Annotated in this window: 19 protein-coding genes; 12 read left to right on the top strand and 7 right to left on the bottom strand. The window is 68.9% G+C overall.

Annotated features, from left to right (window positions below; genetic code table 11):
- Window positions 1–80 precede the first annotated feature (80 nt).
- A complete protein-coding gene (locus tag BLT64_RS11285; protein ID WP_011746850.1) occupies window positions 81–1,100 on the bottom strand; it encodes a sugar ABC transporter substrate-binding protein in 1,020 nt (339 codons plus the stop codon).
- Window positions 1,101–1,219: 119 nt separating this feature from the next.
- On the opposite strand from BLT64_RS11285, the gene BLT64_RS11280 reads away from it, so the two are divergent.
- From BLT64_RS11280 to BLT64_RS11270, 3 genes are read left to right on the top strand one after another with little or no spacing between them, the layout of a single operon-like run.
- Complete coding sequence (locus tag BLT64_RS11280) at window positions 1,220–2,410, top strand: ROK family transcriptional regulator (protein ID WP_011746851.1); 1,191 nt, start codon at window positions 1,220–1,222, stop codon at window positions 2,408–2,410.
- Between the two features lie 18 nt (window positions 2,411–2,428).
- Entirely contained in the window at window positions 2,429–3,343 is a 915-nt protein-coding gene (locus BLT64_RS11275; protein WP_011746852.1) for a DnaJ C-terminal domain-containing protein, read from the top strand.
- Window positions 3,340–3,687 (top strand): hypothetical protein, encoded by a 348-nt coding sequence (locus tag BLT64_RS11270; RefSeq protein WP_011746853.1) that lies wholly within the window; start codon window positions 3,340–3,342, stop codon window positions 3,685–3,687. Before BLT64_RS11275 ends, BLT64_RS11270 begins: the two co-directional genes overlap by 4 nt.
- Here the strand turns inward: BLT64_RS11270 and BLT64_RS11265 are convergent.
- From BLT64_RS11265 to ccmI, 3 genes are read right to left on the bottom strand one after another with little or no spacing between them, the layout of a single operon-like run.
- On the bottom strand, window positions 3,684–3,851 hold the full coding sequence (locus BLT64_RS11265) for a DUF1289 domain-containing protein (protein ID WP_011746854.1): 168 nt from the start codon (window positions 3,849–3,851) through the stop codon (window positions 3,684–3,686). The two genes, BLT64_RS11270 and BLT64_RS11265, sit on opposite strands and share 4 nt — an antisense overlap.
- Window positions 3,848–4,324 (bottom strand): Holliday junction resolvase RuvX, encoded by a 477-nt coding sequence (gene ruvX / locus BLT64_RS11260; protein WP_011746855.1) that lies wholly within the window; start codon window positions 4,322–4,324, stop codon window positions 3,848–3,850. Before ruvX ends, BLT64_RS11265 begins: the two co-directional genes overlap by 4 nt.
- Window positions 4,321–5,568 carry a c-type cytochrome biogenesis protein CcmI gene (ccmI, locus tag BLT64_RS11255; RefSeq protein WP_011746856.1) on the bottom strand — a complete coding sequence of 416 codons (1,248 nt, stop codon included), beginning with the start codon at window positions 5,566–5,568 and terminating at the stop codon, window positions 4,321–4,323. The genes ruvX and ccmI overlap by 4 nt, the downstream gene beginning before the upstream one ends.
- Before the next feature lie 202 nt (window positions 5,569–5,770).
- Here ccmI and BLT64_RS11250 point away from each other — a divergent pair, with 202 nt between their 5' ends.
- The 9 genes from BLT64_RS11250 (at window position 5,771) to BLT64_RS11210 (ending at window position 13,395) form a co-directional block, all read left to right on the top strand.
- Window positions 5,771–7,042 carry a sarcosine oxidase subunit beta family protein gene (locus BLT64_RS11250; RefSeq protein WP_011746857.1) on the top strand — a complete coding sequence of 424 codons (1,272 nt, stop codon included), beginning with the start codon at window positions 5,771–5,773 and terminating at the stop codon, window positions 7,040–7,042.
- Between the two features lie 157 nt (window positions 7,043–7,199).
- Window positions 7,200–7,451 carry a hypothetical protein gene (locus BLT64_RS26825; RefSeq protein WP_011746858.1) on the top strand — a complete coding sequence of 84 codons (252 nt, stop codon included), beginning with the start codon at window positions 7,200–7,202 and terminating at the stop codon, window positions 7,449–7,451.
- A gap of 79 nt (window positions 7,452–7,530) precedes the next feature.
- The gene (locus tag BLT64_RS11240) at window positions 7,531–7,758 is read left to right on the top strand and encodes a hypothetical protein (RefSeq protein WP_041529757.1); all 228 of its coding nucleotides are present in this window, start codon (window positions 7,531–7,533) and stop codon (window positions 7,756–7,758) included.
- Between the two features lie 3 nt (window positions 7,759–7,761).
- Window positions 7,762–8,142 carry a sarcosine oxidase subunit delta gene (locus BLT64_RS11235; RefSeq protein ID WP_011746859.1) on the top strand — a complete coding sequence of 127 codons (381 nt, stop codon included), beginning with the start codon at window positions 7,762–7,764 and terminating at the stop codon, window positions 8,140–8,142.
- Window positions 8,139–11,072: a sarcosine oxidase subunit alpha family protein gene (locus tag BLT64_RS11230; protein WP_011746860.1), complete on the top strand. Its 2,934-nt coding sequence runs from the start codon at window positions 8,139–8,141 to the stop codon at window positions 11,070–11,072. Before BLT64_RS11235 ends, BLT64_RS11230 begins: the two co-directional genes overlap by 4 nt.
- Window positions 11,065–11,583: a sarcosine oxidase subunit gamma gene (locus BLT64_RS11225; RefSeq protein WP_011746861.1), complete on the top strand. Its 519-nt coding sequence runs from the start codon at window positions 11,065–11,067 to the stop codon at window positions 11,581–11,583. The genes BLT64_RS11230 and BLT64_RS11225 overlap by 8 nt, the downstream gene beginning before the upstream one ends.
- Window positions 11,584–11,655: 72 nt before the next feature.
- Window positions 11,656–12,111: a hypothetical protein gene (locus BLT64_RS11220; RefSeq protein WP_011746862.1), complete on the top strand. Its 456-nt coding sequence runs from the start codon at window positions 11,656–11,658 to the stop codon at window positions 12,109–12,111.
- Window positions 12,112–12,219: 108 nt separating this feature from the next.
- Window positions 12,220–12,819 (top strand): superoxide dismutase, encoded by a 600-nt coding sequence (locus tag BLT64_RS11215; RefSeq protein WP_011746863.1) that lies wholly within the window; start codon window positions 12,220–12,222, stop codon window positions 12,817–12,819.
- A gap of 135 nt (window positions 12,820–12,954) precedes the next feature.
- On the top strand, window positions 12,955–13,395 hold the full coding sequence (locus tag BLT64_RS11210) for a copper chaperone PCu(A)C (RefSeq protein WP_049792348.1): 441 nt from the start codon (window positions 12,955–12,957) through the stop codon (window positions 13,393–13,395).
- On the opposite strand, the gene BLT64_RS11205 is transcribed toward BLT64_RS11210, so the two are convergent.
- From BLT64_RS11205 to BLT64_RS26350, 3 genes are read right to left on the bottom strand one after another with little or no spacing between them, the layout of a single operon-like run.
- A complete protein-coding gene (locus tag BLT64_RS11205; RefSeq protein WP_011746865.1) occupies window positions 13,392–14,030 on the bottom strand; it encodes an arylesterase in 639 nt (212 codons plus the stop codon). The two genes, BLT64_RS11210 and BLT64_RS11205, sit on opposite strands and share 4 nt — an antisense overlap.
- Complete coding sequence (locus tag BLT64_RS11200; protein ID WP_011746866.1) at window positions 14,027–16,450, bottom strand: heavy metal translocating P-type ATPase; 2,424 nt, start codon at window positions 16,448–16,450, stop codon at window positions 14,027–14,029. Before BLT64_RS11200 ends, BLT64_RS11205 begins: the two co-directional genes overlap by 4 nt.
- 36 nt (window positions 16,451–16,486) lie before the next feature.
- Entirely contained in the window at window positions 16,487–16,741 is a 255-nt protein-coding gene (locus BLT64_RS26350) for a hypothetical protein (RefSeq protein ID WP_104491189.1), read from the bottom strand.
- Between the last annotated feature and the right edge of the window lie 76 nt (window positions 16,742–16,817).

Here is a 16,817-nt window from a genome sequence, read left to right as displayed (position 1 = left end):
TCCCTTGCAAGACGCCACGCCGGGCGCCGCTGCCTGTGGCAAGGGCGGGACGACGTCCCGCCCTGCGGTTCAGTCGAGGCTCAGCCCCAGCAGAGCTCGGTGCCCTTGGCGCTGTCGATGGATTCGACGCCCTCGGCGGGCTTGTCGGTGACAAGCTGCACGCCGGTATCGACGAAATCCTTGCCCTCGGTCGGCTCGGGCCTGGTGCCGTCCTTGGCGAAGGCGGCGATGGCCTCGATCCCCCGCGACGCCATGTCCAGCGGATATTGCTGCGAGGTGGCGCCGATCACGCCGTCCTTGACGTTCTCCACGCCCGGGCAGCCGCCATCGACCGAGACGATCAGCACGTCGCCCTCGCGCCCGACGGCCTTCAGCGCCTCATACGCACCGGCGGCGGCGGGTTCGTTGATGGTATAGACCAGGTTGATGTCGGGATCCTTGGCCAGCAGCGTCTCCATCGCCTTCAGCCCGCCTTCCTCGTTGCCCGAGGTGACCTCGTGGCCGACGATGCGCGGATCGGTCTCGTCGCCCCATTTCTCGGGGTCGCCCAGTTCGACGCCGAAGCCCTGCAGGAAGCCCTGGTCGCGCAGCACGTCGACCGAAGGCTGCGAGATCGCCAGGTCCAGCAGCGCGATCCTGGCCTCGGCCGCCGCGTCGCCCATGGTGGCCTTGGCCCATTGGCCGATCAGCTCGCCGGCCTTGAAGTTGTCGGTGGCGAAGGTCGCGTCCGCCGCGTCGATCGGGTCCAGCGGCGTGTCCAGCGCGATGACCAGCAGCCCGGCATCCCGCGCCGCCTTGACCGAATCCACGATGGCCTTGGTGTCCGAGGCGGTGATCAGGATGCCCTTGGCGCCGTCGGCGATGCAGGCCTCGACCGCCGAAACCTGGCTTTCGTGATCGCCGTCGATGCGGCCGGCATAGGATTTCAGTTCGATCCCCAGTTCGGCGGCCTTGGCCTGCGCGCCTTCCTTCATCTTCACGAAAAAGGGGTTGGTGTCGGTCTTGGTGATCAGACAGGCACTGTCCGCCTGCGCCATGCCGGCGATCAGGGTCAGGGCCGAGCCCGCCAGCGCCGCGCGCAGCAGTTTGGTCTTGGTCATGATGTCCTTCCTCCTCTGGGCGGGTCTGACCGCCGCCTCCTTGCAAAAGGCTGCCGAAGAAACGGGGGCTTGTCAATAAATCAATTTCGTTGATTTATATGGAGGGGGAGGAAGCGATCATGCCGAACACCAATCCGGCGGCGACGCCGCAGGGGGTCCGCAGCCAGAACGAGCGGCAGATCCTGTGGTTGATTCGCCGCAATGGACCGATGCCGCGGGCCGCGCTGGCCCAGGCCACCGGCCTGTCGGCGCAGGCCGTCACCAACATCACGCGCGAGCTGATCGCCGCGGGCCTGCTGGATGCGGGGGGCGAGCGTCGGCGCGGCAAGGTGGGCCAGCCGCTGCTGCCGCTGGCGCTGGCGCCGGAGGGGGCGCTGTTCCTGGGCCTCAAGGTCGGGCGCCGGGTGGCGGAGCTGGTGCTGGTCGACTTCGCAGGCCGGATCCGGCAGATCCGACTGCTGCCCCATGCCTATCCGCATCCCGACGCGATTCGCGATTTCGCCATCGCCGGCGTGGCCGAGATCCTGGCGGGTCTGACCGATGCGCAACATGCGCGGCTGGCGGGCATGGGCATCGCCAGCCCCTTCTACCTGTGGGACTGGGCCGAGGAGATGCAGCCCTGGCGCGGCCGCGATCTGCGCACCGAACTGGCCGAGGCGCTGGACCTGCCGGTCTGGCTGGAGAATGACGGCTCCTGCGCCTGCGGGGCCGAGATGATGTTCGGCACCGACGAATTGCCGCAGGATTTCCTGTATTTCTACATCGCGCATTTCGCCGGCGGCGGCGTGGTGCTGGAGGGGCGGCTGCGGTTGGGGCCATCGCGCAATGCCGGCGCGATGGGCTCTTATCCGGTGCCGGGCGGCCGGCAGGTGCTGGACGTTGCCTCGATCTCGGTGCTTGAGGCGGCGCTGGGCGGCGACCTGCCGCTGGATGATGCCGACTGGCAGGTGCCGCCGGCCATCGCCCGGGAATGGCTGGACGAATCGGCGCGGGTGCTGTCCCATGCGGCGCTGGGGGCAGTGGCGGTGCTGGACCTGCCGCTGGTGGTGATCGACGGTGCCATGCCGGCCGCCCTGCGGGCTGCGCTAGTCCAGGGGACGGCCGCCAGCCTGGCTGCGATGCGCCACCACGGCGTCACCTTGCCCGAGGTGCGCGCCGGAACCCTTGGCCGCCGCGCCCGCACGCTGGGGGCCGCGGCGCTGCCGCTTGGCGCGGGTTTTCTGCCGGGCGGCAGTTTCTCGGCCCCGCGACCGGGCCGGGACGGGCATGAAACCCGGGACGCGCGCCCGCGTTCCCGTGACGACAGGTGAAGAAAGGAAGGCGCGGCCATGGCCGACGATCCATACAAGGCGCTGGGGCTGGGCAAGAACGCCAGCCAGGACGACATCAAGAAGGCCTATCGCCGGATCGCCAAGACCGACCACCCGGACCTGAATCCCGACCCTGCCGCGCATGAACGCTTCAAGGCCGCTTCCTCGGCCTATGACCTGCTCAAGGACCCCGAACAGCGTGCCCGTTTCGACCGGGGCGAGATCGATGCCCAGGGGCAGGAGCAGCCGCAGCGGCATTACTATCGCGAATATGCCGAATCGGGCGACAACCCTTATCGCCAGCATCACGGTTTCGACGATCTGTCCGACGTGTTCTCGGACCTGTTCGGCGGGCGCGGCGGCGGCGGTGGAGGGCGGCGCGGCGGTGCGCGCAGCTTCGACATGCGCGGTTCCGACCAGCGATTCACGCTGGAGATCGACTTCATGACCGCCGCGCGCGGCGGCTCGACCCGGATCACCATGCCCGACGGCAGCGTGCTGGAGGTCAAGATCCCCGAGGGCGCGCATGACGGCCAGGTGATCCGGCTGCGCGGCAAGGGCGGCCCCGGCATGGGCAATGGCGAGCCGGGCGATGCGCTGCTGACCCTGATCGTGGCCGAGGATCCCGACTGGCACCGGGACGGCAACGACGTGGAAACCACGCTGCCCATCACCATCGACGAGGCGGTGCTGGGCGGCAAGGTCGAGGCGCAGACCATCGACGGCCCGGTCATGCTGACCGTTCCGCGCGGCGCCAGTTCCGGCCGCAAGCTGCGCCTGAAGGGGCGCGGCATCAAGGGCGCGGACGGGCGGCGCGGCGACCAGCATGTCGTCTTGAAGATCGTCATGCCGCCCCAGATCGACAGCGAATTGGCGCGCTTCATGGAGGACTGGCGCCAGAACCATGCCTATGATCCGAGGAGGGGAAAATGACCCAGCCCCATTACACCCTGACCCAGACGCTGGAGTCGGTCGGCGGCCTGACGTCCGAGCAACTGGAACGCTATATCAGCGCCGGCGTCGTCGTGCCGGTGCAATCCGAACAGGGTCCGCTGTTTCGCGAGATCGACCTGGCGCGGCTGAACCTGGTCGTCGATCTGGCCGAGGGCTATCATCTCGACGAAGAGGCGCTGGCCCTGGTGCTGTCGCTGGTCGACCAGTTGCACGGGCTGCGCGGCGACATGCGGGCGATCCTGGATGCCGTGGCGCGCGAGCCGGTCGAGACGCGGGTGCGGCTCAAGGCAGCGATCCGCGAGGTGCGGGTGGTGACGCGTTAATCCGCCGGTCGGCGGGCGGGCAGTTCGGCCATGATGGCCAGCCGCTCGGCCTCGGTCATGCGGCCCCAACCCGCGATCTCGTCGATGCTGCGCAGGCAGCCGGTGCAAAGCCGGCTTGCCGGGTCGATCTTGCAGATGTCGATGCAGGGGGTCGAGGGCTTCATTCCGTCCGGCCCAGGAAGCGCAGCCGGTCCAGCGCGCCTTGCAGGATATAGCCGGCCGCCACCTGGTCGATGACCTCGGCGCGGCGCTTGCGCGAGGTATCCCCCTCCAGCAGCGCCCGTTCGGCCGCGACCGTCGAAAGCCGCTCGTCCCAGAAGGTGATCGGCAGCGGCGTCAGCCGCTCCAGGTTACGGGCAAAGGCGCGGGTCGATTGCGCCCGCGGTCCCTCGCTGCCGTCCATGTTGCGCGGCAGGCCCAGCACCAGCCCGACCAGCGCCCGGTCCTGCACGATTTTCAGCAGCGCCTGCGCATCGGCGGTGAATTTCGTGCGCCGGATCACCGTCAGCGGCGAGGCGACGCCGCGCAGCCCGTCGCTGACCGCGACGCCGATGGTCTTGGTGCCCAGGTCCAGCCCGGCCACGGCGCCGGTGCGGGGTAGGGCCTCGGCGAAGGTTTCGACGTTCTCGCAGATCATTTCAGCCCGGCCTGTCTTGCCGCCGCCTCGATCACCTCCAGCCCCGTGGGGTCGCCGGCGAACAGCTTGCGCGCTTCGCCCAGGATATCGGCGGCATGGTCCTTTTGCCCGATCACCGGCAGGGACGAGATCAGCCGCGCCCATTCCTCGGGCGTGCCCCCCTGCGTGGCAAGCCGGGTCTCCAGCCCCTTGACCATGCCCTCGACCATCTGCTGGCGCTCTTCGGCCGTCATATCCTCGGCCGCGGCCATGGCATCGGCATCCGGGCCGGGCATGGCGGGCAGGCTGGGCATGCCCGGCGTGCCGGAGGCGGCGGGTTCGGGCGGGGTATAGTCCGGGTGGCCGGCGAACCAGGCCAGGTCCTGGATCGAGCCGCGGATCGGCGCGATCCAGGGCGCGTCCTCCGGCCCCTCGGCCAGCAGCCGGGCCCAGACCGGAAAGGCCTGGTCGGGGCGGCCGTTCTGCAGGTGCAGCAGCCCTGCCATGAAGCGCGCCTGCGGATTGCGGGCATCGCGCGCCAGCGCCCGGGCCACGGCCTCTTCGCCGTCGCGGGTGATGATGCCGCCCGCCGCCTCGATCGTCAGGCCGGCCAGCCGCGACAGGTCCTCGGCGCTGGCCTCGTCGCCGCGCAGGGCGACCAGCCGGCGCTGCGCATCCTTGGCGGCGACCAGATTGCCCAGCCGCTCCTCGTGCTCGGCCAGAAGCTCAAGCCCGCGCGGGTCGTTGGGATTCTTCTGCACCGCCTCGCGCAGCCGCTCGATCAGCAGGATATAATCGGCGTCCGGTTCGGGGCGTGCGGGCCTGGGGGTCTGCGCCTCGGCCTCGGCCTGGCTGGGGCGGCTGTCGTAAAGCGCCTGCGCCTGGGCGATGCGTTGCGCGATGGGGGCATCGGGGCGGTCGGGCTGGCCAAGGCGCTGATAGGTCAGGAAGGCGCCGCCCAGCAGCAGGGCCAGCCCCACCAGAGCCGCCCAGCCGCCGGCGCTGCGCCGAGTGCTGCCGGTGCGTTCCAGCGCGCGGTCGGCGGCCAGCACCTTGCGCCCGATCTCGACCCGCAGCCGTTCGGCATCCGCCGCGTCGATCACGCCGCGTTCCAGATCGCGCTCGACCTCGCGCAGTTGGTCGCGATAGATTCGCAGGTCATAGGCGGCTGCGGGTTCGGCCCCCTCGTCCTGCCGGCGCAGAAGCGGCGCGGCGATGGCCACGGCCACCACCCCCGCCAGTGCGGCGCAGATGATCCAGAACATCGGCTTCCTCTCTTTGGCTGGCCCGGTGATAGCGGTTTTCGGCAGGGCGAGAAAGTCAAAGCCCTGCGACAAATCGCGAACCGGCTGCGGGACATCTGCGCCGGGTTCTGACGCAATTCGACAATCGGCCCGTCGCAACGTGGCTTGCCCGAAAACCGCCCTCGCTTCACTCTGCAAGGGTCGAGTCGCAAGAGGTTCCGCCATGCCCGCATCTGCAAGTTCCAGCACCGGCCGCTATTCGGTCTTCGCCATCGCGCGCGAGGCGATGCGGCTGCATACCGGCTGGAAACGCGCCTGGGCCAGTCCCGAGCCCAAGAAGAAATACCAGGTCGTCATCGTCGGCGCCGGCGGCCATGGCCTCGCCACCGCCTATTACCTTGGCAGGAACTTCGGCATCACCGATGTCGCGGTGATCGAAAAGGGCTGGCTGGGCGGCGGCAATACCGGCCGCAACACCACCATCATCCGCTCGAACTATCTGCAGGATCCTTCGGCGGCGATCTATGACAAGGCGCTGAAGCTCTATGAGAATCTGTCCCAGGACCTGAACTACAACATCATGTTCAGCCCGCGCGGCCTTCTGATGCTGGCGCAGACCGAGCATGAGGTGCGCGGCTACAAGCGCACGGTCTACGCGAACCAGTTGCAGGGTGTGGCGACCGAATGGGTCAGCCCCAAGCGCATCAAGGACATGCTGCCGATCATCAATATCGAGGGGCCGCGCTATCCGGTCCTGGGCGGGCTCTATCAGGAGCGCGGCGGCACCGCGCGGCACGATGCCGTGGCCTGGGGCTATGCCCGCGCCTGCTCGGCCATGGGCATGCACATCATCCAGAACTGCGAAGTGACGGGGATCGAGACCCAGGGCGGTCAGGTCGTCGCGGTGAACACCGGCAAGGGCCGGATCGAATGCGACAAGCTGGCGCTGATCGCCGCCGGGCACAGCTCGGTGCTGGCCGAGATGGCCGGCTTCCGCCTGCCCATCGAATCGCTGGCGCTGCAGGCGCTGGTTTCCGAGCCGATCAAGCCCTGCTGCGACATCGTCATCATGGCCAACACCGTCCACGGCTACCTGTCGCAATCCGACAAGGGCGAGATGGTGATCGGCGGCGGCACCGACGGCTTCAACAACTATACCCAGCGCGGTTCCTGGCACCATGTCGAGGAAACCGTGCGTGCGCTGATCGAGACCTTCCCGATGCTCTCGCGGCTCAAGATGCTGCGGCAATGGGGCGGTATCGTGGACATGACCGGCGACCGCTCGCCGATCCTGTCGACCACGCCTGTCGGCAACATCTTCGTCAACTGCGGCTGGGGCACCGGCGGTTTCAAGGCCATCCCCGGCTCGGGCTGGGCCATGGCCGAGCTGGTCGCCAAGGGCCAGCCCGGCCCGCTGGCCGCCGATTTCGGGCTCAGCCGCTTTGCCGAAGGCCGCTTCATCGACGAAAGCGTTGCCGCGGGGGTGGCGCATTGATGGGCGGTGCGGGCATGATCCTGCCGGCAACCCCGGGTTTTGGGCCGATTTTTGCCCATCCCGCTCCGCCCGCAGAAAATTCCCTGCAACCTATGGGAAACTCTTTCTTGTTTGGTGAATTGTTTAGTTACGTCACCATGACCAAGGAGCTTTCTTCATGGCCGAACAGAACAAGAGCAACCTCTGGCTCATCGTCGGCGTCGTCGTCGTCGTGCTGGTCGTCATTTACTGGTTCGTGTCCTCGGGCACCGAGCCGACTGCGACCGAACCGCCGGCCGCGCCGGCCGTCTCGTCCGAACCCGCGCCTGTTGACGACGGCGCTGTCTCGGTCGAACCGCCGGTCGACGCTGCTCCGGCTGATCCCGCTGCTCCGGCTCCGGCCGAGCCTGCGGCGCCTTCCACCAACTAAGGCGCTTGTCCCGGCGTCTTCGGGCGCCCCTTCTCCCGAGGGCCGGGGGGCGTTTCGCCCCTCGGTTCCTTGCCATGCCGTGCCGCGCCGCCATCCGGGCCCGGCATCCCTGCGCCTGAACGCGCAGCCCTATTCCCCTGCGCAAGCCGCCCCCGCGATCCGCGCCAGCCGCAGCGGCCTTGCGCATCTGCGGGCGAGTCCCGGCCGCGGGTTTCCCGACGCCTCCCAGCTTTCCATCGACCTTCTGCGCGTCCGGCCGTCCATCGGGACGCCGGCCTGCCTGCGCGACCTGCCGCCCAAGGAGTGATCCATGCTGACCCTGACCTGTCCCTATTGCGGCATCGCGGCCGAGGAAACCGAACTCCAGCCCGGCGGCGAGGCGCATCTGAAGCGCTTCGGCCCCGGCTCGACGGATGCGGAGTTCGAGGCCTATCTTTTCGCCCGCAAGAACCCCAAGGGGGTGCATTTCGAACGCTGGCGCCATGCCTATGGCTGCGGCAAGTGGTTCATGGCCGCGCGCGACACGGCGACGCTTCAGGTCTTTGGCACCTACAGCGCCCAGACCCCGCATCCCACGCCCGAGATCGTCGCCGCCATCCAGGCGCATCGCCCGGACTGGCAGCCCGACTGGCTGGCCGAGCCCACGACCCAGACCCCTGCTGACACCTCCGCCGAAAGCCTGAACGCATGACCGAGACTGGACCCTTTCGCCTGCCGCGCGGCGGCCGCCTGATCGACCGCGCCTATCAGTTGCCCTTTCGCTTCGACGGCCGCCAGATGCGCGGGGTCGCGGGCGATACGCTTGCCTCGGCCTTGCTGGCGAACGGCCAGCTGATGATGGGCCGCAGCTTCAAGTATCACCGCCCGCGCGGCCCCATCGCCTCGGGTGCCGAAGAGCCGAACGCGCTGCTCGGCCTGGGTCAGGGCGGCCGGTTCGAGCCGAACCAGCGCGCCACCACCACGCCGCTGGTCGGCGGCATGGTCACCGCCAGCCAGAACGCCTGGCCCAGCCTGAACGCCGATATCGGCGCGATCAACAACTGGCTCTATCGCTTTTTCCCGGCGGGGTTCTACTATAAGACCTTCATGCATCCGCGCCCGTTCTGGAAGCATGTGTTCGAGCCGATCATCCGCCGCTCGGCCGGCCTGGGCAAGGCGCCGACCGAGGCCGACCCGGACAAATACGAACAGGCCTATGCCCATGTGGATGTCGTGGTGGTCGGCGGCGGCATCGCCGGGCTGACCGCGGCGCGCGACGCGGCCCGCGACGGCAAGTCGGTCTGGCTGGTCGAGCAGACCCCGCATTTCGGCGGCCGCACCCCCACCGACCATGCCGACGGCCAGGCCCGCGTCGACGCGTTGCTGGCGGAACTGCAGGGCATGGCCAACGTCACCCTGCGCCGCTCGACCCAGGCGACGGGGCTTTACGACCATGGCTATCTGCTGGTGCGGGAATCGCTGGCCGATCACGACCCGAACGCCGGCATTCCGCGCCAGCGCCTGTGGCGCATCCGCGCCGGCCATGTGGTCGTCGCCACCGGCGCGCTGGAACGGCCGCTGAGCTTTGCCGGCAACGACGTGCCGGGCGTGATCCTGGCCTCGGCCGTGCGCGACTACATCAACGATTACGGCGTCGCGCCGGGCCGCAGGATCGTCGTGGTGACCAATAACGACGACGCCTATCGCACCGCGCTGGTGGCGCTGGATGCGGGGCTGGACGTGGCCGCGGTGATCGATGCCCGCAGCACGGCCGAGGGTGCATTGCCCGCGGCGGTGCGCGCGCGGGGCGTGCGCGTGCTGACCGGCAGCGCCATCGCCGGCGTCAAGGGCGGCCACGGCGTCGAGGCGGTCAAGCTTTGCGCGCATTCCGGCTCGGGTCAGGTCACCGAGACCATCGATGCCGATTGCGTCGCCATGTCCGGCGGCTGGTCCCCGGTGGTGCATCTGTGGAGCCATTGCGGCGGCAAGCTGAACTGGTCCGACGCGCAGTCGATGTTCGCCCCGGACCCGAACCGCCCGCCGACCGGCGCGGACGGCAAGGCGATGGCAAGCTGCGTGGGTGCGGCGGCGGGCGACCTGCTGGTCCCGGAACTGACCGGCGCGCAGGCGGAATCGGCCACCATGCCGGTCTGGGTCATGCCGGCCCACGCCCCGCGCAAGATGAAATTCAAGATGTGGCTCGACTTCCAGAACGACGTGAAGGTCTCGGATGTCGAACTGGCCGCGCAGGAAGGCTATCACAGCGTCGAGCATACCAAGCGCTACACCACGCTGGGCATGGCGACCGACCAGGGAAAGGTAAGCAATATCAATGGACTCGCCGTTCTGTCCAATGCGCTGAACCAGCCGATCCCGGCCACGGGCACGACGACCTTCCGCCCGCCCTATACGCCGCTGACCCTGGGCACCATCGCCGGCGAGGCGCGGGGCGAGATCTTCCAGCCCTTGCGCAAGACGCCCATGCATGGCTGGCACGAAGCGCAGGGCGCGTTCTTCGAGCCGGTCGGCCATTGGCGCCGCCCCTATTGCTATCCGAAGGGCAGCGAAAGCCATGGCGACGCGGTGGCGCGCGAGATCCGGGCGGTGCGCGCCTCGGTCGGGACGCTCGACGCCTCGACGCTGGGCAAGATCATCGTCAAAGGACCCGATGCGGGCAGGTACCTCGACATGATGTATACCGGCATGATGTCCAGCCTGCCCATCGGCAAGTGCCGCTATGGCCTGATCTGCAGCGAGAACGGCTTTCTCATCGACGACGGCGTGGCCGCGCGGCTGTCCGAGGACACCTGGCTTGTCCACACCACCACCGGCGGCGCCGAGCGCATGCACGGCCATTTCGAGGACTGGCTGCAATGCGAATGGTGGGACTGGAAGGTCTGGACCGCCAACGTCACCGAGCAATGGGCGCAGGTCGCCGTGGTCGGCCCCAAGGCCCGCGTGCTGCTGGAACGGCTGGGCGGCAAGATCGACCTTTCGCCCGAGGCGCTGCCCTTCATGGGCTGGATCGAGGGCGAGATCGCCGGCATCCCCGCCCGCGTCTATCGCATCAGCTTTTCGGGCGAGCTCAGCTTCGAGGTGGCGGTGCCCGCGAACCGGGGCCTGGAGCTTTGGGAAAAGCTGCATGAGGCCGGCCGCGACCTGAACGTCACCCCCTACGGCACCGAGGCCATGCACGTCATGCGCGCCGAAAAGGGGTTCATCATGATCGGCGACGAAACCGACGGCACGGTGATCCCGCAGGATCTGGGCATGTCCTGGGCGATCAGCAAGAAGAAGGCCGACTATATCGGCAAGCGCGCGCAAGAGCGCAGCTTCATGACCGATCCCGGCCGCTGGAAGCTGGTGGGCCTGGAAAGCCTGGATGGACGGGTGCTGCCCGACGGCGTCTATGCGGTCGATCAGGGCGCGAATGCCAACGGCCAGCGCAAGGTGCAGGGCCGCGTGACCTCGACCTACATGTCGCCGACCCTGGACCGGCCCATCGCCATGGGGCTGGTGCGGCAGGGCCCCGAGCGCATGGGCGAGGTGCTGGAGTTCCCCGTCGCGGGTCAGGAAAGCTACAAGGCGCGGATCGTCGATCCGGTCTTCTACGACAAGGAAGGGAGCCGGGCGAATGGCTGAGGCACTGGCAAGGATCTCGCAGGTGCAGGACTGGGGCATGATCCAGATCCGCGCCGACCTGTCACGCGCGGGCGATGCCATCGCCGAGGCGGCAGGGGTTGCGCTGCCCGGACAGGGCCGCATCACCACCGACGGCAGCCGGACCCTGGGCTGGATGTCGCCGGACGAGCTGCTGCTGGTGCTGCCGCGGGCCGAGACGGCCGAGGCGCTGGCCGCGTTGCAGGACGCGCTTGCGACCGAGCACGCGCTGGTGCTGGATGTCAGCGACATGCGCGCGGTGTTCCGCATCCAGGGCGCCAAGGCGCTGGACGTGCTGATGAAGCTGTGCCCGGCCGATCTGGCGGCGATGCCCCAGGACGGGCTGCGCCGCACCCGCGCGGCGCAGGTCGCCTGCGGCATCTGGCGCGAGACGGACGGCTATGTGCTGATCGGCTTTCGCTCGGTCACCGACTACCTGCGCGGCATCCTGACCGGCGCGGCGGTGCCGGGCACGCAGCTCGACCCGCGCTAGGGCCGCGCCGGGGCTTGTGGCTGCGGCAGGGCGGCGTATGGATGGAGAGTGAAATTCCATCCGGTTGATTCCATGCGTTCCGCCCTGCTTCTGCCCGCCCTTCTGCTTGCCGGCCTCGTGATGCCGGTTCCCGCCGTCCGGGCGCAGGACTGGGGGCAAGAGCCGCCGGTGGTGATGATGTGCCAGATGGTCGATGAAAGCGGCACCGGCTGGGTGCCCGAGTTCATCATGCTGACCCGCCAGACCGCCGGCCCGCGCCAGGGCCGGATCGAGGTTTTCGACCCGATCCTGCAACGGCTCGTCGGCCAGCCGATCGAGGCGCGGATCACCGCCGACGACCGCACCAGCCGCAGCTATGGCTGGGCGCTGGCCGGGGTGCGCAATGCCTCGGGACAGCGGACCGACCGGCTGGACTATCGGCTGACGGTGCAAAAGGCCGATGGCAGCGCGCGGGTGACGGCGACGGCGCTTGGCTACGACAACGTCATGACCGGAACCGGGGTCTGCGGCTCTCCCGGCGGCGGATAGGGCAGGAACCCGCGCCGCGTCGAAGGCGTTTAGCGGCCGACAGGGCTTTTCCCCGTTTGGCAGCTGTGCCAGAACAACAATCCGAAACCGTTGGAAAGGAAATCGAAAATGGCCTTCACGCTTCCCGATCTTCCCTATGCTCACGACGCGCTGGCTGCTGGCGGCATGTCCAAGGAGACGCTGGAATACCACCACGACAAGCACCACAAGGCCTATGTCGACAAGCTGAACGAGCTGGTGGCAGGCACCGAATGGGAAGGCAAGAGCCTCGAGGACATCGTCAAGGGCACCTACCAGTCGGGCGCCGTGGCGCAGAACGGCATCTTCAACAATGCCAGCCAGCACTGGAACCATGCCCAGTTCTGGGAAATGATGGGCCCGAACCCCGGCGCCATCCCGGGCGAGCTGGAAAAGGCCCTGACCGAAGCCTTCGGTTCGGTGGACGAATTCAAGAAGAAATTCGCCGAGGCCGGCGTCGGCCAGTTCGGTTCGGGCTGGGCCTGGCTCGTCAAGGACAAGGACGGCAGCCTGAAGGTCACCAAGACCGAGAACGGCGTGAACCCGCTTTGCTTCGGCCAGACCGCGCTTCTGGGCTGCGACGTGTGGGAGCACAGCTATTACATCGACTTCCGCAACGCCCGGCCGAAATACCTGGAAAATTTCCTGAACAACCTGGTGAACTGGGAAAACGTGGCCTCGCGCCTCTGATCCCCGGCAAGGCATCGCATCAAGGCCCGCCCCGACCGGCGGGCCTTTTCCATGGTGCGCACCCCTCGCGGCGGAATGGGGATGCGGCCGGCCTCATCCGGCGCTAGGCTTGGCCCGATGCGCGAGGATGAAGAGATGAAACCGCTGCTGCCCGCCCTTTGCCTTGGCCTGATCCCCCTTGCCGCGCCGGCGCAGGATGCGGCGCTGGCGGTCCATGACGGCTATGCCCGCGCCGCCAATCCCCGATCCGGCGCCGCCTTCATGGTGATCGAGAATCGCGGCGCCGCTGCCTGCACGCTTTCCTCGGTCGCCTCGGACGCGGCCGAGCGCGCAGAGCTGCACACGCATCGCGACGAAGGGGGCGTGATGCGGATGGTCAAGGCCGATCCGATCCAGATCCCCGCCGGTGCCCGGCACGAATTGGTGCGGGGCGGTGATCATGTGATGCTGATGGGACTGAAGCATCCGCTTGCGGATGGCGATCAGCTGGCGCTGACGCTGGATTTCGGTTCCTGCGGCGAGGTTCAGGCCCACCTGCCGGTGGACAATAAACGCATGCCCGGCCACGCGCATTAGCGGCGGGCTTCGGCCTTTTCGATCAGCGCCTCGACCTTGGGGCCCAGCGATTGCACGATCAGGCCGACGCCCTTGGCCGAGGCATGCAGCCCGTCGGGTTGCAGCATGGCCTTGTAGCCGTCGCCCGGCAGGTCGAAAAGCGGCTGGTACAGGTTCTCCATCAGCAGGGCATCGTGCTGCGTGGCCATGCGCGGCCAGATCCCGGCCCAGTCGCGGCGCAGGGGGTCGTCGTGGTCGGGCGAGGCGATGCCGACCAGCAGCAGCGGCCGGCCGCCCCTGCCGGCCTGGCCCAGGATCGAATCCAGGTTGCCCTCGACCATCTGCGGGGCAAAGCCCATCAGCAGGTCGTTGCCGCCTAGCTCGACGATCACCGCATCGGGCTTGTGGCGGGCCAGCGAATAGCCGATCCGCACCCGCCCGCCCGCTGTGGTGTCGCCCGAGAGCCCGCCGTTCAGCACCAGCACGTCATGGCCGCGTGCCCTCAGCCAGTCCTGCAATTGCGGCACCAGCCCGTCCTTGCGGGGCAGGCCGTAGCCTTCGGTCAGGCTGTCGCCGAAGGCCAAGATGCGCAGCGGCGTCGCTGCCGCCGGCACGGCCGCAAGGGCCAGGATCAGGACAAGGGTTCTCAGCATCATGCGGCACGCCTCAATCGCAACGCGTTACTGACCACGAAGACCGAGGAAAGCGCCATCGCCCCGGCCCCCAGCATGGGTGACATCTGCGGCCCGCCAAAGGGCACCAGCGCCCCCATTGCCACGGGAATCAGGGCGACATTGTAGCCGAAGGCCCAGAACAGATTCTGCCGGATATTGCGCATGACGCTGCGTGACAGGCGGATAGCCCGCGCGACACCCATCGGATCGCCGCCGACCAGCACCACCTCGGCCGATTCGATGGCGACATCCGTGCCGGTGCCGATGGCGATGCCGGTTTCGGCCGCGGCAAGCGCCGGTGCGTCGTTGATGCCGTCGCCGACAAAGACCGTGCCGCCCCCCATCTCGCGGATGGCGGCCAGCTTGCCTTCGGGCAGGACGCCCGCCGTCACCGTGTCGATGCCCAGCTTGCGTCCGACCGCCTCGGCCGTGGCCCGCACGTCGCCCGAGATCATCGCGGTTTGCAGGCCAAGCGTGTGCAGTTCGGCGATGGTTTCGGCCGCCTCGGGGCGGATCGGATCGGCCAGCGCCATGGCGGCGGCGTGACGGCCGTCCACTGCCAGATGCACGGGGGTCGCGCCGTTCGCCGCCCAGCCCTCGGCCGCGGCGATCAGGGCGGGCGAGGGGGTGATGCCGGCCTCGGTCAGCGCGGCGGCATTGCCGATAAGCAGCGCCCGCCCCTCGACCCGCGCCGAAAGTCCGCGCCCCACAGCGGCCTGAACCGCCTCGGCCGGGGGCAGGTCCAGCCCCTTGTCGCGGGCGGCGCCGACGATGGCGGCCGCCAGCGGATGCTCGGAACGCGCCTCGGCAGCGGCGGCAAGGCGCAGGGCGTCCAGGGGCTCGATGTCCTCGGCCTCGATGGCGGTCAGGGCGGGTGCGCCCTGGGTCAGCGTGCCGGTCTTGTCCAGGGCGACGATGCGCGCCTCGGCCAGCCTTTGCAGCGCGTCGCCGCGCCGGAACAGCACGCCCAACTCGGCGCCGCGCCCGGTGCCGACCATGATCGAGACCGGCACCGCCAGCCCCATGGCGCAGGGGCAGGCGATGATCAGGACCGAGATCGCCGCGACCAGCGCCTGTCCCAGCGAGCCGGCGAAGATCATCCACAGCACGAAGGTCAGCAGCGCCAACCCGATCACCACCGGGACGAAGACCGCGGTGATCCGGTCCACCAGCGCTTGCACCGGCAGCTTGGTGGCCTGCGCGTCCTCGACCATGCGGATGATGCGGGCCAGCACCGTGTTGCCGCCGGTCGCGGTCACGCGATAGGCCAGTGCTGCATTGCCGTTCACCGTGCCGCCGGTGACCGTGTCGCCGGGCTGCTTGGCGACCGGGACCGGCTCGCCCGTCAGCATGGATTCGTCGATGGCGCCGCTGCCCTCGGTCAGCACCCCGTCCACGGCCACCCGTTCGCCGGGGCGCAGGTGCACGATGTCGCCGGGGTGCAGTTCGGCCACCGGGATTTCCACGATCCGGCCGTCGCGCTGGACATGGGCGCTGTCGGGGGCCAGTTCGATCAACCGGCGGATGGCGTTGCCGGCGCGGCCCTTGGCGCGCGCCTCCAGCCAGCGGCCCAGCAGGATCAGCGTGACGATGACGGCGGCGGCCTCGAAATAGACATGCACCGAATCCGCCGGCAGCACGCCTGGTGCAAAGGTCGCCACGGTCGAGTAAAGCCACGCCGCCGAGGCGCCAAGCGCGACAAGGCTGTTCATCTCGGGCGCGCGGCGCATGAGCGCGGGAAAGCCGACGCGGAAGAACACCCGTCCCGGCCCGGCCAGGACGGCGGTGGTCAGCAGGAACTCCAGCACCCAGAGCGTCTGTTGGCCAAGCGCCATGTGCAGCCAATGATGAAAGGCCGGAAAGGCATGGCCGCCCATCTCGGCGACAAAGACCGGCAGGGTCAGCACCAGCGCGACCAGGAAGTTGCGCTTCATGCTCGCCGCATCGCCGCCATGGTCGTGCATGTGATGGCCGGCCTCGGCCTGCAGCTCGGCGGGATAGCCCTTGGCGGTCACCGTATCGGCCAGCGCCTGCGGCGCGACGCCGGGCGAATGATGGATGGTGGCGCTGGCGGTGGTCAGGTTGACCTGCGCCGAAGTCACGCCGGGCAGCGCCGCCAGCGCCTTTTCGACGCGGCCCACGCAAGAGGCGCAGCTCATGCCCTCGATGCTCAGGCGGGTTTCAAGCGGTGCGGCGGGATAGCCGGCGCCCGCCAGCGCCTCGACGGCGCGGGGCAGGGCCTCGGGCGCGGTCAGGCGGAAATGCGCCCGGCCGGTGGCCAGGTTGACCCGCGGCTCTTCGACGCCCGGCACGGCGGCCAACGCCTTTTCGACGCGGCCCACGCAAGAGGCGCAACTCATGCCGGTGACGGTCAGCTCGGCATCGTTCTGGTGATGTTTCATCGGATTGTCCTGTCAGAATGGCGAAAAAGACGCGATTCAGACAGGGATCGGCGGAGCCTGCGGATATTGCGGCGGATGGTGCAGGATCTGCCCGGGCTGCGGCCCGTCGCCTGGTTCCCGGCGCCAGCGCAGCGGATGGCCGTCGCCGGCCAGCACGGGGCGGGCCAGATGCGGGCGGGCCGCGACATGGCAGCGGCAACCGCGCCCGCCCCGGCCCCGGCACAGATGCGGGGCACGCGTGGCGGGCCGGCGCGGCGGGCGGGGAATGGCGGCACAGGTCGCACAAGTCATGGCGGGCGGTCCTTTCCCGATGCAAGCTAGGCACGCTTGCCGCGCGTTTCAACCGCGTCACGGCGCTTTGAGTTGA

Origin of the sequence: Paracoccus denitrificans, from assembly GCF_900100045.1 — a bacterium.
Lineage (GTDB): Bacteria > Pseudomonadota > Alphaproteobacteria > Rhodobacterales > Rhodobacteraceae > Paracoccus > Paracoccus denitrificans.
The sequence above is the reverse complement of the archived record's forward strand: the minus strand, read 5'-3'. Positions and strand labels throughout refer to the sequence as shown.

Bases quoted from the DNA above. Each gene is read 5' to 3' on its own strand.
- BLT64_RS11285 (WP_011746850.1), bottom strand. From the start codon at position 1,100: ATGACCAAGACCAAACTGCTGCGCGCGGCGCTGGCGGGCTCGGCCCTG.
- BLT64_RS11280 (WP_011746851.1), top strand. From the start codon at position 1,220: ATGCCGAACACCAATCCGGCGGCGACGCCGCAGGGGGTCCGCAGCCAG.
- BLT64_RS11275 (WP_011746852.1), top strand. From the start codon at position 2,429: ATGGCCGACGATCCATACAAGGCGCTGGGGCTGGGCAAGAACGCCAGC.
- BLT64_RS11270 (WP_011746853.1), top strand. From the start codon at position 3,340: ATGACCCAGCCCCATTACACCCTGACCCAGACGCTGGAGTCGGTCGGC.
- BLT64_RS11265 (WP_011746854.1), bottom strand. From the start codon at position 3,851: ATGAAGCCCTCGACCCCCTGCATCGACATCTGCAAGATCGACCCGGCA.
- ruvX (WP_011746855.1), bottom strand. From the start codon at position 4,324: ATGATCTGCGAGAACGTCGAAACCTTCGCCGAGGCCCTACCCCGCACC.
- ccmI (WP_011746856.1), bottom strand. From the start codon at position 5,568: ATGTTCTGGATCATCTGCGCCGCACTGGCGGGGGTGGTGGCCGTGGCC.
- BLT64_RS11250 (WP_011746857.1), top strand. From the start codon at position 5,771: ATGCCCGCATCTGCAAGTTCCAGCACCGGCCGCTATTCGGTCTTCGCC.
- BLT64_RS26825 (WP_011746858.1), top strand. From the start codon at position 7,200: ATGGCCGAACAGAACAAGAGCAACCTCTGGCTCATCGTCGGCGTCGTC.
- BLT64_RS11235 (WP_011746859.1), top strand. From the start codon at position 7,762: ATGCTGACCCTGACCTGTCCCTATTGCGGCATCGCGGCCGAGGAAACC.
- BLT64_RS11230 (WP_011746860.1), top strand. From the start codon at position 8,139: ATGACCGAGACTGGACCCTTTCGCCTGCCGCGCGGCGGCCGCCTGATC.
- BLT64_RS11225 (WP_011746861.1), top strand. From the start codon at position 11,065: ATGGCTGAGGCACTGGCAAGGATCTCGCAGGTGCAGGACTGGGGCATG.
- BLT64_RS11220 (WP_011746862.1), top strand. From the start codon at position 11,656: ATGCGTTCCGCCCTGCTTCTGCCCGCCCTTCTGCTTGCCGGCCTCGTG.
- BLT64_RS11215 (WP_011746863.1), top strand. From the start codon at position 12,220: ATGGCCTTCACGCTTCCCGATCTTCCCTATGCTCACGACGCGCTGGCT.
- BLT64_RS11210 (WP_049792348.1), top strand. From the start codon at position 12,955: ATGAAACCGCTGCTGCCCGCCCTTTGCCTTGGCCTGATCCCCCTTGCC.
- BLT64_RS11205 (WP_011746865.1), bottom strand. From the start codon at position 14,030: ATGATGCTGAGAACCCTTGTCCTGATCCTGGCCCTTGCGGCCGTGCCG.
- BLT64_RS11200 (WP_011746866.1), bottom strand. From the start codon at position 16,450: ATGAAACATCACCAGAACGATGCCGAGCTGACCGTCACCGGCATGAGT.
- BLT64_RS26350 (WP_104491189.1), bottom strand. From the start codon at position 16,741: ATGACTTGTGCGACCTGTGCCGCCATTCCCCGCCCGCCGCGCCGGCCC.